The organism is Stratiformator vulcanicus (assembly GCF_007744515.1).
Lineage (GTDB): Bacteria > Planctomycetota > Planctomycetia > Planctomycetales > Planctomycetaceae > Stratiformator > Stratiformator vulcanicus.
This window is the reverse complement of record NZ_CP036268.1, coordinates 1,271,107-1,287,467: the sequence shown is the minus strand read 5'-3', so window position 1 is coordinate 1,287,467 and position 16,361 is coordinate 1,271,107. Positions and strand designations below refer to the sequence as shown.

Genomic DNA, 16,361 nt, shown 5'->3' with positions numbered 1-16,361 from the left:
TTCTTATGTTTCGATCGGCGATTAATTTTCACGCAGGCCGCAAACCGCCGCTTAATTCCATTAGGTTATTGACGTCCATCTTTTCGGTTGCGTTCCGGGACCGATGCCGACGCGTTCGTCTGAGTTGGCTCAGAGACATCTCCCCGAGCAGTGAATTCAACTCGCCCAACGGAAGGCGAGCGTCATTAATCGACCCGAAAGCTGCTCGATCTCTTGCGATTAAAAATGCCGTGAGCCGATCGGCCTGTTCGCGGGTCTCGGCTTCAAAAATGCTTCTTAACCACATGCGGAGTGTCATGCCCGGCGGCCTTGTCAGGCCGGCACGAACCGCTCGACGCTCCAAAAGATTTGCAGCGGCAAGCAGTCGTTGCCGGTCGTTGTGTCGGAATCGAAGCCGAAACGCGGCACTATCGGCGGCGTCGACCAGGTCCAAACGGTAAACCCAGAGCAATATCAGCACGATCAAACCGGACGCGAACGGCCACGGGTGCGATCCGACAAAAATCGCAGCCGTCACCGCCGCCTCTTTAGCATGATCAAACAGCGTCGGCGGCGGACCGAGTATTTCGTAGCCGGGGGTCGGCTCAACGGTCATCCAGATGCCGGTGCCGAGATAGACCTCGACCCACGTGTGGACGTCATCCGTGCGGATTGGCGTATTCCGCGCTTTCGGATCATAGTCGGCCGGATCGGCATAAAAGCCCTGCACCAGCCGCGTGGAATACCCGAGCGACCGCAGCATTAAGGCCGTCGCCGTGGCGAAGTGGTAGTCGTCGCCAACTTTTGTTTCGAACAGGAAGCAACTCACCGGCAGCGGTTCGTCCGTGTGTTGATGTCCCTGATGATCATGGTCGTGATGGGCATGTTCGTGACCGGCATGCGAATGGTCGTTGTGGTCATGCACCGGGTCGGCGAAATTCTTATCGGTCCCGACGCCCCGCTCAAAGCGATAGTTGGCTTTGAAGAAGTCCGTCACCGCTTTGACCTGTTCGACACCGAACGCGGCGTCTCCGGCACATTCGCCGGCGAGCTTCTTAATCCGATCCCAGTCCGGATGATCGGGCCATTGTTGATAGGAAGGACCCGCACTGGTGGACCGATTCCACTGCCCGACGACTTTAGAACTGTCGATCAGTTCGCTCACGATGTTAATCGTCGTTAGCGGTGGCAGCACCTCTCGATCCATCGCGGGAATGTCGGCGTGAACGATTTCAAAGAAATCGCCCCGATTGACCTGATCAATGTGGACGCCGCGCAGGTTTCCGGGCGCCGGAATCACTGCGGAATCGAGATCGATGATCTTAAGCGTGTGCCCTTCGACTCCACCGAAGACCGCCAAATTGGGCGGCGGCAACGGGGGAACGGCCCACGGTTTGCCATCAACGACTTCAATGGAAAAATGACCGGCATTGCCTTCTTCATGCACCCACACTTCGCCGTCGAACAGGTCGTGAGCACACATCCGCAAATGCAGCGGCGTTCGCCCGACGACGTAGAACAGGGCTCCGCCGTCACGATCAGAGAGTCGATCGTTCTCCTTCTGACTTTGCGGCTTACGGAATGTCGAAAACTCTTTGCCCGCCTTCTTTAATGCCGCCAGACGTTCCTGACACCGATTCATCTCGAAATCTTGGGTCAGACCGATGGCCCGATCCTGTTTCTTATTCGGATAGGGCTCTTGGTAAGAATCATCGAACACGTCATAAAGCGTCGGCCGATCGTCGATCATGAACGGCGCGTCTTCGATCGGCGCGAAACTCTTAATGTCCTTCGTCCCCGCAACGACCGCGTCACCATCCCGAACGCCGTCTCGCGCGGCCGGGTCGTACCATCCGTCGCCGCCGGAGCTCGGAAAGAAGCCCTTCAGGCTGTTCAAGGCACGGTCGCCGCCGACGGAGACCGTCGCCAGCAGCAACACGACGAAGGCTCCCAATCCGCCCAGCCACCAGCGAGGCATCCGGCTCTCTGTTTTCGCCACGATCTGTTCCTGCAGACCTTCCCAATAGGTCACGGCCGCCCAGAAGATCGCGATCGCGCTGAAAATGCCCGCCATGATTTGAATGCGGGGGTCGACCGTCAGGGAGACCGCGAACATCATTAAGAATAGACTCAGAAACGCCGCCATCCGACGAAACACCAGCCAGTGACTCACCGCGGCCAAGCCGAGCACGACGTGCTTGAGGGCGTCCATCACCACGATCTCACCCGGGCGGCCTGCGCCGCACAGCCGGTGAATCGGCTCACAGGCGATCGTCAGGATCGCAAGCAGAAGCAGGATCGGAGCCACCGCCGGTGGTCGTTCCCACTTGGACGCCTTACGTCCGACCCAAATCGCGGCGGCAATCGTGATCGCCGTCTGCAAAGCGAGTTCACCGTAGGTCCACCATTGATGGTGATCTTCGCCTGAAGCCACCGTCAGGATCCCGCAGGCCAACAATGAAAGGCCGATCGTCGTGGGGACCGACGTCGACTCGATCAGGGACCGCTCGCGCTGCTTTTCCGTATTTTTATGCATGACAGGCCCTTCGCCAGATGTCACCCAGGCGGCTCAAGTCGGCAGGAGACACCCGCAACCAAGGTCGACGAGAAGTGATCACTGGCGGCTCGTCGCCGACAGCGATGACGCGGGCGCCCCGGCACGTTCCACTCGCCGAATTGTCTGAATTTCCGGTCACCAGGAGCGTCAGCAGACCTTCGGTGTTGCTCTCACTCTTCGCCGCGACGACCGTGTCAAATCCCTCACGCGGTACGGCGGCGAGGCGGTCGAGAATATCCCGCAAGCCCGACGCGTTGCTTCCGATCCGAATGAGCTCACCATTGAGGCGACACTCCACGAGGGCATGTTGTTGCGGCAAATACTCGCAGAGACTGGCGACGACTCGAATCGCCGCCTCGAGATCGCCTTCGCGCCCGGCGAACGCATCGCGAGACAGGTCGGCGATGACGCGGATCGCGGCCACGGCTCCGGCCTGCCTCTCGCAAAAAATGAGATGTCCGTGCCGAGCCGTTTGCGCCCAGTGGACTCGGCGGAGGGAGTCGCCATCGCGAAATCGTCGCGTTCCGAGCAGGTCGCCGAAGTCCCCGGCCCGCCGATCCGAAAGCGTCTCATCATGCGAATCGACTGCCGCGGAGTCGGGCAGGTTGGATAGCGGGCTTGATGTCGGCCACACAATCAGTCGATCGCACTCGATCGTCTTCCGGCAGGTCCAGAAGCCGAAGGGAAAAGCCGACTCGATCGTCGGCGGCTCCAGCGGATAAACGCCCCGATGCTGTGGTACGAATTCCCATTCAAACTCCGACTTCGACCACGCCGTCACACGTCCGAGTGCTGCGGCTGGCGGAGAAAATTCGTCGCTCGCAAAGCCCTTTTTGAGGGCGATGCCCCAAAGCGGCCAGGGCCAGCGGTTCTCGATGCGAAGCGCCGCCGCGACCGGCCGGCCTTCTCGAACGCGTTTCCGCTCAAAGCGAACTTCGCAGTCGATCCCGCGGATCGTCAGCCACGGCCAGATCGAGCCGATGACCGACATCGCCGCAATCACCGCCGCGACAAGCAGCAAGAACGGATTGACGAATAGTCCGACAAACGCGCTGGCGACAGCCGCCGCGGTCAGCCCGACGAGCGGATGCTTGAGCCAATAAGTCCAACGGTTTGCCCAAGGGCAGAAATCATGATGGAGCGCTCCGGCCGCCCGCTCCAGATGTTTGGAGCCGGACGTTCGAGCGTCATCCTTTTCGGTGCGCACGGCGACGTTCCTCGCGCAAGACGACTTCGATTGGCGACGACGGACCGACCGCCGTCAGACGAATCGTCAGTGAGGAACGAGACACGACGCCGGAAAGCATCACCGAACAAATCTCGACGTGCCGTTTAGCGGCCACATACAGCATCCAACCACCACTACGGCTGAATTTGCGCAGTTACAGAGGCCGATCGCTGTTGCGAGATATCGGTTGAACCCGTTCCTCACACGGCGGAAACGGGCGGCCCTCGGGCGAAGTGAGGACGATGAGCAAGTTGCGAAGCTGCCGGACCGGTGTAAAGAACCTCGCCAGTCACCGGCTGAACGGCGACAACGACGTCAGTCGCCGACGCCAATGTGAGGCTCATACTCAGCGTTTGGCAGAGCACACAGTTCGCGGAATCGTGCAGCGAATGAGAGTGACCAGCAGCGGTCAGGCGGAATCCGTCCGGCTGATCAATATTGTCCGACTTTGCCGCAACCGCTTTTGAATTCTCGTTCGATTGGCCACAAGTGTGGCCGTGATGACCGTGATCGTGCCCGCCGTCGGCATGGTCATGGTCGCAAGTCGTTTCGACGGCGTGACCGTGCTCCGAACAGGTCAGACCGTGCAGCGCATGACCGGCCCCTGCCAGAACCAACTGGCTGAGGATCACGACGACCGACGTTGTGCGACGAATCAGCATAAACGCAGTGTTCTTCAGAGGCCGACCAATTTCAATCCTGACGATGATTGTGAAGCGGAATTCACATCCGATCATGGCCGGTAATCCTCCTACGCCAACTCTGACACATCTGGTTGGAAAAATCTCGCATCTTTCCGGATGGACGTGCAGGCTAAGTCCTCGCGTCGGTCACAACAGAGTTCGAAGGGCCGTTGGACTGTCCTTCACGCGTCCGTTTCGTACCCCTTCCGCTGCTCGCGGCCCTGCATGTTGCGGGCGAGTTCGTCGCCGATGATCTCTTCCCGCGCGGCATCCCATTTGACGGTCCGGTTCAGCCGGAGGGCGATGTTGCCCAAATGGCAGGTGTTGATCGCCCGCACGTGTGAGGCGACATCGGAGATCGGCGTCTTACGCGACTTCACGCACTGCATGAAGTTGGCCATATGAGTCGTCGGCTCGCCTCCGTAGACAGCTTCCACGGCACCATCGGGCAGCGGGTTCGATTTCATATCTTCGACCGGTGAACCCTCGAGCGCCCCACGATTGACGAAGATGCGGCCCTTCGTCCCCTCAACCAGCAGGCCGTTGCGAAACTCACTGCCGATCCGGAACTGCGTGTCGTTCGGGAAGTCGACATGCACGACAAAACGGTCAGCGGTGTTGTACCGCGTCGGGTCGGTCGGTTCGCCTCTCTCATTAAGCGGAACCGGATGGTTGGCAACGACCGGCTCAATCCGTGTCGGCCCCTGCCCGTCTCCGTTTTGGTTGATCAGCCACTGGGCGATGTCGACATGGTGAGCCCCCCAGTCGGTCATCTTTCCGCCACTGTAAGCGTACCACCAACGGAAATCGTAGTGGCAGTTGGTGTAGTTCCAATACTGCTTTGCATCGCGTGTTTTGGGCGACCAGCGATAGTCGACGAGCGGCGCCTGCCCAAGCCAGCGTTCCCAATGAAGCCCGTCCGGAACGTCGACCTTCGGAATCGAGTCGCTGACGGGGGCGCCATTAATACCGATCTTAATGGAATGGATCTTTCCCAACCGGCCGTCGCGGACCATCGCGATGGCCTTAAGGAACCCTTGGCTGCTCTCGGTCCGCTGCTGAGTGCCGACCTGAAAGACCCGCCCGGTCTCTTCGACCGCTTTGCGGATTTGCTTTGACTCTTCAATCGTAAGCGTGAGCGGTTTTTCGCAGTATACATCCTTGCCCGCCCGCAGCGCTTCGATCGCGATCTTGGTGTGCCAGTGGTCGGGCGTGACGATCGTGACGAGGTCAATATCGTCGCGATCGAGTACCTTGCGGTAATCGGCTTCCTTCGCGACATCGCTCGGCCGCCCCGCTTCGGCTTGCAGGTCCCTCACTTTCAAAGCCGCGGCATTCATGCGGTTGGCATCGACGTCAGAGACTGCGGCCACGTCGCCGAACTCCATCGCGAACGAGCCGACGCCTTTGAACATGCCGTCCTCGCGAAAGCCCCACCGGCTGCCAGTGCCGATGCACCCGACGACCGGCCGCTCATTCGGGCTGCGGAAGTCATCAGAGACCGCCCGACGAAGCGGCCACGGGGTAAGCAAAGAGGCAGCTCCTGTCGCCATTAACTGGCACAGTTTACGGCGCGATTTATTCATAGCAGTTGGCTTTCGCGTATGAAAGATCATTGGTGAATGATCGGCGGTGAGAGGCCGCGTCTATTAATGCTAACTCCCAGTCTCACTCGTTCGGGGTGTCGAGCGCCGGACGTGCCGCCAAGTAGCCCCACGTAAAACTTGTCGGCGAAAAACATTGATGAATGGTGTATTCATTCATCGATGGCAACGTGCCAAGATCAACGTACGCCTCCGCCGTCGGCCAGTCGCGTGACGGCACGCTCCCGAAACGATTAAAATACCATTTGTGGGCCCACTGATTAAACTCGTAGCCTGCCCGCCGATCACTCTGCCCGTAAACGGTGATTCCATCCGGTGGTTTCTGCCCGCTGATTCGACTGTCAATGTGAAGCGGTGCCTGTGGATGTCTCGGGCCGATTCCGGTCGTATAGGCCATGTTCATCGGGTTTGCGCCGCCGGAATATTGACAGGATGCCACAGTGGCCGCCAGATATTTCTTACCCCCGGTCAGATAGTGGGCCCGCGGTAACACTGGCGGCAGTGTCCCTCCCGGAGCTGACCAGATACAGGTAAAGCCCATCATCGGCAGATAGCGATTCGACAACGCGATGTTAAATCCGTTTTTCTCGCTGAAGGCGATCGCCGCATCCGCCGCCGAAATAATTTTTTTAATCGCAAGTGCTCTTAAAGCAGGATCGCTCGATTGCTCCGGGATCAATGCATAAGACATTGCCACGTCAGCGTCGCCAAGGACCGACTGGTTCATGCCCAGGACCGCTTTGTGATATTGCTCGTTGCCGGTTAAGCGAAACAGTTCGATGGCGGCCAGCGCTTTCATGTTCATAACAGCTTTGGAAGCTGCCCCCGCTCGACGCGCCTTTCGCTCTTTTGCCGCACGAATTTCCGCCTGCGCGTTTTTCTCCCCCCATTCCCATGCGCGAATCGCCGAATCATGCAATTCTGCGGAACGTGTTAAATCCGTTAGAAGCCGTGCCGCTTTCGCTGCGCAGGCCGCATAGAGATATGTCGATTCCGGGTCGGAACGGTAGGCTCCCACCAGCAACGTTTCCTGCCAACTCGCCTCGCCCGGACTGGGATGAGCGGTTGATTCCACACCACCCCGGACCCCGCCATCCGGGTCTTGAAGCCGTCGAAAGAAATCGATGTTCCACAATGCCTCATCAAGAATATCAGGAGTGTCGTTGTTGGACTCCGCTGGAGGAAGTGCGAGTTTCAGCTCGGCCATTTCGTCGGGGAATATTTCATAGAGTTCGAGATGACGGAAACTCGGAATTAAGTGCTGACTCCGACGGTCCCAATCACCGGCATCCATGTATCCACCCCACGCGTGGGGATGCCGTTGAAGTCGAGAAGTATCAAGTTCCGGGCCGAGTAGTTTTTTAAGGCTTCGCTCGATCACATCGGCTTCACCATCCCAGATCGTCGTATCGGTCTTAAAGACGACAAACCCATCGTCCGGGTGCATCGGACGCGGACGCACGTAATCGGTAAATGGTGGGCCGAGCGAGATTCCGCTTCGATGCGACAGGAAGCCGTGCATCGACACTTTGAACGCTTTCTCCCAAGAATCCGATCCAATTCGAAACGAGTAACTGACACCAACTCCCGGTACATGGACGCGATAAGTCCCCGGCTGCATATAGTCACTGAAATCGAGATGAAAGACATCCGCTCCGGTATGATTTCGCCGCGCAGAGAATGGCTCTGTGGTCTCGCTGGCGATTCCAAGCTGAACATCTCCGACAAAAACTACCCGGCCCGATTCATCTAAGAGTTCGAACCGATCGACATCGAACGATCGCCCTCCCCCAGTCCCTGCCCAAAGCGAAAGAAAAGCGCGTTTGAACGGATCGTCAGGCCGGAAGCCGAGTGCGCTGACATGCACTGCTTCACTGCGGTTCTCGCCGGAGTGATGAGTAAATTTGAGTGAGTCGTCGCGAGTATTAAGACCTTTCAACTGAATTTCATATACTTGCCCCTCGACAAGAGCGCGCGGCAATTGCAGGTAGATGAAATGATGCCCCGTTGCCCCACTCGAGCCGATCGCGACCGGTCCCGGTTTGCTCTTGCGATAAACAGCTAATGGATGAAACGGTTTACCGCCATCGATACTGATCAAATACGAATGCAGTTCGTCGACAGCTCTCAGGTCAAGCTCCTGACCTGTCATTTCCTGTTTCCAGACGGTGCCTGCTTCTCGATTAAGTCGTCCCACATTGAACTTCTTATTTCCTGCTTTTCGAAAGACTTCGAAGCCGACAGACCCTATCTCAGGCTTTCCATTTCGCCACAGCAAGTGCTGCGAGCCGATCGGCTTAACAATGTCGTTTGGCTGCTCGTCATAGGGCACAGGTGATGCCAGCGGCACTCGGCCGGCCACAATTTCGATGCCGATGATATCTGCGGCTGCACAGCCGACGTGCACGACCTCGGGCCCGTCGTCAGGATGGCTTGCCTCCGGCGATACTAACGTCTCGACGCGCCCGTCAAACGCCTGATCTGCAAAGACTGAATGCTCAGCGACCCCGGCGAGAAGGATTGGCAAGATGCAGTGGACCGAAGCGGAAGTCAGTCGGTACATGAGTGCGTCTCAGAAAGAACTGTTGAATTGATCACGCGAAGTGCGTCGGGCCACCGACGAAAGTGAAAAAGTATGTAAGAGGCGATGCAGAGGACCGATTAACGAACCGCCGGCCGATAACCGATCGACCGGACCGAATACTGCTTCGGATTGGGCAGAACTTCCCACGACTCTCCGTCTTTGGACCGAAATATCGTCGTATTGCCTCCCAACGCATTTCCGAAAATCCCGTAAAAGGCATCTCCGTGGTGCCAAACTTCGGAGGGTTCCTGTTTCCAGCGGAACGGCCGTTCTCGCCATTCAATTCCGTCATTCGAAGTTCGCAGCAGCAGCGGTCCCTTGTGCTGCCGCCCGATCGCTCGGAAATGATCATTGACCCACATGAGTGAGCCAATTGACTTAAAACGTGTATCGGTAGACTCATTCTCCCAGGTCACGCCGTCAGTCGATGTGGCGGTGTAGCCGTCTTGCCCAACAATGACGAAGCGACCGTTTCCGTACGCCACCGAGAGCCATTGGCGTGTCTCGTCGTGTCCCGGTGCTGTTTGCAACGTCCACGATTTGCCGTCGTCAGCCGTCGTTGCAATAACACCATAGTCACCGACACCCACGTAAATTTCATTGCCGTAGGCGAGCGATCGGACGGCGTACCGTTTATCTCCGGCACTCTTCAATTCGGCAGTCCCTAGAAGTCGCCAGCCACGTCCGTTGGATGACCCGGCGAGGCAGCCCCGCATCGTCATGTAGGCAAATTGACTTCCGTTAAAAAGTAGATTGTGCGTCGGTCCTCTAATGTCGTCTAACTCTTTCGCAGGCACCTCCTGCCAGTCGATCCCGTCTTTCGTGACGACCACGCGAGGGGAACTCCATCCGCCGGCACCAACGAATACACCGTTGCCATAGACGACTTCCCACAGATCATTTTTGTCATGACGTGGCGGCCCCCATTCCTGATGATGGCTGAAGGTGCGGCCGTCCGCGCTCGACATTCGATGCCCGCCGCCACCGACTGCCACAAACAGAGGCCCTTCCGCCGAGCACGGGTCCGCCACAATGGCAATCGCAAGGGCCACTAACACTGCACACGAATGGGCAAGGAAACGTTTCATACCACGCATTGTAGCAAATCCTAATTGCGGCTGCGCTTATTTAAGACGGGCTTAAGTTCCAACCCTGTCAGCGTCCCGGTCGCAGTCGCGAATTTCTCGCAGGGAATCCCCTGTGCCTGCAGCATCGAGGTAAACAAGTTCGGGTAGGGCGGGGCCGACTTCTCGTCAAATTTCAGGTGCTGCCCATGACGAAAAGGACCGCCGGCAAGTAAGGCAGGCATATTGTTATTGCGGTGATTACGAGCGTTACCAAGCGGGCTGGTAAATAAGACCATTGTCCGGTCGAGCAGGCTCGCGCCGAGTTCATCGGTATTCTTGAGGCTTTGTAGCACCTTGGAGAACTCGTCGAACAGCTTGACGTCGAACTTCCCCCACAGGTCGGTTTCGGTGTGCGTCAGGCCGTGCCACGTCTTTGCGAACCCGACCTTTGTCAGATTGCGATTGATGCCGACGTCCCAAGTCAGAACGCGGCTTGAGTCGGTCAGTAGCGCCAGTCGCGCCAGCTCGCCCCACGTGGACGTATAAGCTTTTAAGTTTTCGGATCCGCGGACATCTTTGACCTGAGTTTCTTTTAACGGTACGTCAGCCATTGGCTTATGTGCCCACGCTTCCGCCTTTTCCAAGCGACGCTCTACATGCCGGATCGAACTATAATACTCGTCCAGCTTCGCGCGATCACGAACGCTGACTTTCTTCGCGATCACTTTGGACTGTTCGCGGACGGCGTCAAGAACGCTACGACCTTCACGGAACCCCGCGATGGTCTGTTCGAGCTGCTTCTCATCTGGAGCGAGGAAGAGCCGCTTGTAAACGTCGGTTTGCGAGCCCCAGCCGGGGATTTTCACGCCGGACCGATTAATTGAAACGCTCCCGCCCATCTCGATTGACGAGAACCGCGTGTGCTCCCCCACATGCTCCGCAGCGAGTTGGTCGAACGAAATTCCGTTCTTTGTAATATCTGTCGGCGTCGCGGTCAGCGCCCGATTGGCCGCACCATGCCCGCCTTTCACACCGGGATGAGTCATTCCTTGAATGACCGTGAAATCGTCCTTAAGCGGTTCGAGCGGTTTAAGAGCCTCAGATAGCTGGTAGTCCCGACCGGATGCCGAAGGCCAGAAGGTGTCGGGGTAGAAGCCGAGATGGGCGTGAATTGTAAAGATGCGCAGTGGCCCCGCGTCGGCCTGCGCGGCTGAGGCGTGCGATTCCAACAATGGCAACGCGATCGCCACTCCCGTACCGTGGAGAAATGTTCGTCGTGAAAGTGCGGGCATATTATGAATCAATCTATTGAGTACTGAGGCGGGCTGCTACTTGGTGAGGAAGGGTTTACTGTTGACGACATCAGTAACGAGTTCGGCGAGCGGGTATTGGAAGTCCTGTGCCGCGATGCGATCGACGATGGCATTGATCGCCGGCCGATCGGTCGTGCGAGGTTCGCGTCCCGTCCCGTAAGCTATTAGCTTCTCAGTGAGACACCGCGCGAAATCGGCCCGCCGACTCTTAAGGTACGCTTTCAGGTCATTGAGCCCGCCAAGATTCTCGCCGGTGGCAAGCACGCCGGTCGGATCGACTTCCGCGCCGCTTTTCCAATGGGGACCGCGACCGCGGGGTGGTTCGTCGGACTTGCGAATCCGATAATTCGTCCGCCATCCACCCATGACGTCGTAGTTTTCCATCGCGAAACCCAGCGGATCCATCTTCGCGTGGCAGGACGCACACGCTTTAATTTCACGGTGCTGGGCAAGCTGCTCTTTAATCGTCAAGTTCCCGCTAATGTCGGCTTCAATCGCGGGAACGTCAGGCGGGGGAGGGGGCGGCGGCGTTCCGAGGAGGTTCTCCATGATCCACGCCCCCCGCACGATGGGAGAGGTAACCGTCCCATTCGAAGTCACCGTCTGCAAGCTCGCCAAACCCAGTACACCCCCGCGCCGGTCCGCCGCGCTGAGCGCGACACGACGCAACTCGGAACCTGAGACGCCTTCAATTCCGTAGAGCTTAGCCAGCCCCTCATTGATCATCACGAAGTCAGAGTCAAGAAATTCTGTCAGGCTCCGATCCTGATCTCTAAGAACCTCCCGAAACAGGGCGAACGCCTCCTCCTGAACCCAAATCTCCAGCTGATGGTCGTATTCAGGATATATGACAGCGTCAGGCCGATTCTCACCGACCTTGCGAACTTGAAGCCACTGTCCGGCGAAATTGCGAACGAACGCTTCGGCTTTGTCGTCGGCGAGCATCCGTCGTACTTCTTTGGCCCGCACGGATGGGTCGCTGAGTCGGCCAGCCTTTGCGAGTTCCATTAAGGACCCATCAGGCATACTCGACCACAGGAAATAGGACATTCGTGAGGCGATTGCATAATCGTCGAGCGGTCCCGGCTCTTCGTTCATATAGAGGAACCCCGGTGAGCAGAGTATCGCCTTAAACCCGACGCGAATGGCCTCCTTCAAACCGCTCTTTGACTTAATGGATTCGGCCAGCGAGAAAATTGCGTCGAGTTCGCCGGCCATCACCGGCCGTCGAAAGGCTCTTTCAGCGAACTCGGTTAATGTCTGGCGAAGGGGCTGGCTCTCCACGTCGCGCGGCAGCGCGGAGGGCCAATCGCGCGCTGGGATACTATAAAACGGGCCTTCAAGTTCGACCGATTCAACGATGACCGCCTTAGACTTCTCAAAGTCGAAATCGGGATTGAGTTTAAGGGGGTATCGACCGCCCCCGACAGTCGGACGACCGTTGCCCGAATTGTTATAGCTGGCTTCTACGAACTCGCGAGGCCTCAGGTAGCATTGAAGTTCAATCGTGGTTGCCTCGCCTTCGGCAATGCTGAACCCTCCGAATCGGATTCGCGGCGGATTGCCGTTCGTCGGCTGACCCGCATCAATCGTCAAAATCGCAGACTCGACTCCCGAACGAAGGGCCCGCGCGCGGATGCGATAGATGTAAGTGCCGCCGACTTTTACTGAGGGGGTTCGCAACGGCCGTTCATAAACGAGCGCCAATTGGCCCTCATGCTCACGAACGTTGTAATCGAGTTCGCCCTTAAGCGCACCCCATGTCACAATCATTTGATCGAGCGGATCGAAAACCTGTTTCCTCGCTTCGGGGACTTTCCCCAAGTACCCCGCAAGGCCCATCTCCAGAGCAACGTCAGCAGCCGCCATGTATTGCTCGAGCAGCAGTGGCGACATGACGAGCGCTGCGGCGTTATTATCGAAGCCATGAGCCGAGTCGTCCTCGGGCAACATCTCTGAACCGGCGTATCCGACGATACCCAGCAGATCACGGATTGTGTTGTCGTATTCGTTCCGGTTCAAACGCCGTAAGACGACCTCGGCATCGCCTTTCGAGGATTCGATTGCGCGGTGCAGTTCGGTATTCAGCCATTCGACGGCAGAGTTGCGCTCTTCGTCGGACAGCGTTTTGGGAGTGTCGTCCGGCGGCATGTCGCCCAGATTCAGGCGATCGAGCACGGCCTCCCAATGCTCAATATCCTCTCCCGCTGTGAGATCGCCGATCGTGTCGAGGCGAAGTCCACCACTGTCTTTGCCATCTTTGTGGCAGGACACGCAATAGGCAGTGACAAACGGCTGCACCCTGAAACCGACCTGTTTAACCTCGACGAAATTCGCAGGCAATTGCGACTTTGGTGATGGTGTCACTTCTAGCGGACGGTCGCTCTTCTTTGCCTTCGCGTCAATCGGCGAACCGATGATCTCGCCTGTTCCGACTTCATCTGGCGGAGTGAATTCATTGGGGCGAGCGGCCGGTTCGGTTACTGCCACCACGTTGGGTGGCCCGCTTATATTCGTCTGATCGACGCGATCGGCATCTGCCGACAAATTTGAAGCGATCGCTGTGGCGAATAGATCGTCCGCTCCCGATTCGACCAACCGCTCATCTTTGCCGCAACCGGCGATGAACGTGCCGCAACTGACCGCTACTGCCAAAGCAAGAGTCAGTAAGTGACATCTAAATAAGGCGACGGCCATCGAATGAACCACCTGTTACGATCGACTAATAATCGAGAGTCGTGTCTGCCCCTGTAAAAATACACATTCTGCTCAGAGCGGTCGCGTAGAAAACGTTTACGTCTGATGAATTCGTTTTTGGCTGACGAGAAACACAGACGAAAGTCTTATTACTTCATTCATCGACGCAGAGTCGACCGACGACTTTCCACCTCACCAGCCGATTTCAATTCGCTTTGATACTCAGAACTCACCGACAACTCCGCCATCGTTGCGACAGCCTAGATATTGGAAGACGCCCCAATCCAATTCTCCCTTGCGGGCGGCGTCGTTATACGGTCCGACGTGATTATTATTAAACTCATCACCACTTCCGTTCCACGGCACGTCGGAATGGAGGATGAGCTTCGAGTCGATCGTGTCGGCGATATATTTGACAGAGCCGTCCGCCAGTGCGAATTGAGCCCCACCAGAGTGTTGGGAATGAAAAGAATAGTCGGCGGGACCTAAAGCGTTTGGCGCCGCATCGCAGCCATAAGGCCACGTGCCTGCGCTAAAACTCTGGCACCAAGGTGTGACCAGGGTTTCGTCGGGATTTGGCGGAAAATAAGTCATCCGCACACAGCGATGCTGCTCTCTGACCTGTCCGTCTGTGTCGCCGTACGCACGCTGGGTGTCAGATCGATTCCAAGTGACTTCTCCCAAGAGGATCGTGTTGGAAGTCCCGTCGATGATGTCTTCCAGTGTTAATTCGGTGGGATAATTCGCACCGAAGCGGCCGGGATTGTCGTCCCCGAACGGGGCGTGTGCTTTAGATGTATGAGCGAACTGCGAATGGATCATATTGCTGCCGTGCAATTCCCAGTGCGAAGGGATTGACCCGATGTTGGCGACATAACTCGTGACCGCTTGCGGCTGACTCGTCGGCGAAATATTGGAGTAGTCGGGATTAGCGACCGGCACTTCTTGCTTCGGCGCAATGTCGGACGGACATCGAAGCAATGCGAATGCGTTTGTCGTCAGGGCGGCGTTCGAGCCACTGCCGATGCCGGACGACAAATCGAACTGCTCAAAAAGTGCGGCTTGGTCGATGTAAGGGAGAATCCGCGTTTGCCACGAATAGCCCCCTTCACTGGCATAGATTCCCTGCGGCAGGACTCCCTCCACGTCATGGAAGTTGTGTACCGCCAATGCATACTGCTTTAAGTTGTTCTGGCACTGGCTTCTTCGGGCCGCTTCGCGTGCCTGCTGTACCGCCGGAAGAAGCAGCGCGATCAGGATCGCAATAATCGCGATGACGACCAGCAACTCAATCAGCGTAAAACCATGTCGGCGAAAGATAGTGACTTGCATGTTCAGTCCTTGGAGGGAGGTGGTTCAGAAAAGGCCCGAATGGCGAGATGGCACTGCTAGAACTTGCCGATGGTGAGACCATCATTACGCGCCAGAAGCCGCTGGTACACCCCCATCCAATCTTCAAAATCTGATCCACTGGCCCAAGTAGCCGACGAGTTCGGCGGCGAATTCGTCGCGCCGGAGTAAAGTTTGTTCTTCAGGCTATTATTATTGGCGCCGACTTTGGCCAGAGTGTGATTGTTGCGATAGTCCGGGGAGATGCCTTCGCCAAAGGACTTTTGAGCCATTCGCAAGTTGTCCTCAATATTATCACTGAGGAAGTGGACAGAGCCATCGGCCATGACGAATTGAACGCCGCCCGAGTGGTTGCCGCTAAAGGAATTGCTGTCACCCGTATTGAGTCCCATTCCGTTCATTCGACCGAATCGAGACCAGTTCTTCCCAATACTGGACCGTACGGGGGTGGTCGTGTCGGTCACGAACGAGGGGCAGCTTCCACCGACGCACGAGGAGCCGACTAACAAACCCATGCCGGCATCGTTTCCGCTCCCACTGGCAGTAAGTCGATAGCTGATTTCGCCGAGCAGAATCGTGTTTGAACTTCCGTCCGTCACGTGACGGAGGCCAATCACCTTGTCGACCATAAACAAGCCGTTATTCCTCGCATCTTCAGGACCGTAATGCGACGGGACTTCCGCACTCGGCCGACTCCATTGGCCGCCGCCCAGAATTCCGAAGTTTGCGCAGTAATTTGAAGCCGCCCCGAACTTGAGGTCCTTCTGCGTTTTCGGGCGAAACGAATCGGCGGGGCAAAGGGCCGAAGTCACGACGTTATATATAGGAAATAAATTTCCTCCGGTGACTTCGCCGATCTTCGGATTTGACGGGTTCGAAAACGTGCCCCACATGGGGGGTTCGTTAAAGTTGAGCGAGTTGTACATCGCATCCTGCTCGATGTACGGCAATATCGCTGCCCCCCACGCCCAGCCTACACCCAACGAGGTATCCTGATTCTGGTTCTTGATGTTGCCATCGTTATAACCGATCGGAAAGCAGTTGTAGGCGTCATGGTAATTGTGCAGAGCGAGGCCGAACTGCTTTAGATTGTTCTTACATTGTGTTCGCCGTGCGGCGGCGCGAGCCTGCTGCACGGCGGGCAGCAGCAGCGCAATGAGGATCGCAATGATCGCAATCACAACGAGAAGTTCGATCAGCGTGAAGCCGGTACGTGGTCGAGATGAGCGTTTGCAAGTTAACATGTTCGATCCCTTGAGCGATGAGAGCTGTACCCCGGGAACGCGAGGTGTAGAGAAG

Annotated in this window: 10 protein-coding genes; all 10 read right to left on the bottom strand. The window is 57.2% G+C overall.

Annotation, left to right across the window (positions count from 1 at the left end):
* Positions 1–28 precede the first annotated feature (28 nt).
* The 10 genes from Pan189_RS04895 to Pan189_RS04850 all read right to left on the bottom strand — a co-directional run bounded on the left by Pan189_RS04895 (position 29) and on the right by Pan189_RS04850 (position 16,306).
* Positions 29–2,515: a transglutaminase-like domain-containing protein gene (locus tag Pan189_RS04895; protein ID WP_145362839.1), complete on the bottom strand. Its 2,487-nt coding sequence runs from the start codon at positions 2,513–2,515 to the stop codon at positions 29–31.
* On the bottom strand, positions 2,508–3,743 hold the full coding sequence (locus Pan189_RS04890; RefSeq protein WP_145362838.1) for a DUF58 domain-containing protein: 1,236 nt from the start codon (positions 3,741–3,743) through the stop codon (positions 2,508–2,510). The genes Pan189_RS04895 and Pan189_RS04890 overlap by 8 nt, the downstream gene beginning before the upstream one ends.
* A 221-nt stretch (positions 3,744–3,964) precedes the next feature.
* Positions 3,965–4,501 (bottom strand): hypothetical protein, encoded by a 537-nt coding sequence (locus Pan189_RS04885; protein ID WP_145362837.1) that lies wholly within the window; start codon positions 4,499–4,501, stop codon positions 3,965–3,967.
* A gap of 128 nt (positions 4,502–4,629) precedes the next feature.
* The gene (locus Pan189_RS04880; RefSeq protein WP_310821096.1) at positions 4,630–5,979 is read right to left on the bottom strand and encodes a Gfo/Idh/MocA family protein; all 1,350 of its coding nucleotides are present in this window, start codon (positions 5,977–5,979) and stop codon (positions 4,630–4,632) included.
* Between the two features lie 136 nt (positions 5,980–6,115).
* Entirely contained in the window at positions 6,116–8,614 is a 2,499-nt protein-coding gene (locus Pan189_RS04875) for a glycoside hydrolase family 9 protein (protein WP_145362835.1), read from the bottom strand.
* A 98-nt stretch (positions 8,615–8,712) separates the two neighbouring features.
* Positions 8,713–9,603 carry a DUF6242 domain-containing protein gene (locus Pan189_RS04870; RefSeq protein WP_145362834.1) on the bottom strand — a complete coding sequence of 297 codons (891 nt, stop codon included), beginning with the start codon at positions 9,601–9,603 and terminating at the stop codon, positions 8,713–8,715.
* Positions 9,604–9,743: 140 nt separating this feature from the next.
* The gene (locus Pan189_RS04865; RefSeq protein WP_145362833.1) at positions 9,744–10,994 is read right to left on the bottom strand and encodes a DUF1552 domain-containing protein; all 1,251 of its coding nucleotides are present in this window, start codon (positions 10,992–10,994) and stop codon (positions 9,744–9,746) included.
* A gap of 36 nt (positions 10,995–11,030) precedes the next feature.
* On the bottom strand, positions 11,031–13,724 hold the full coding sequence (locus tag Pan189_RS04860) for a DUF1592 domain-containing protein (RefSeq protein ID WP_310821095.1): 2,694 nt from the start codon (positions 13,722–13,724) through the stop codon (positions 11,031–11,033).
* 210 nt (positions 13,725–13,934) lie between these two features.
* Positions 13,935–15,044, bottom strand: a complete 1,110-nt coding sequence (locus tag Pan189_RS04855; protein ID WP_145362831.1) for a DUF1559 domain-containing protein — start codon at positions 15,042–15,044, stop codon at positions 13,935–13,937.
* Between the two features lie 56 nt (positions 15,045–15,100).
* The gene (locus tag Pan189_RS04850) at positions 15,101–16,306 is read right to left on the bottom strand and encodes a DUF1559 domain-containing protein (RefSeq protein WP_145366096.1); all 1,206 of its coding nucleotides are present in this window, start codon (positions 16,304–16,306) and stop codon (positions 15,101–15,103) included.
* Positions 16,307–16,361: the final 55 nt, after the last annotated feature.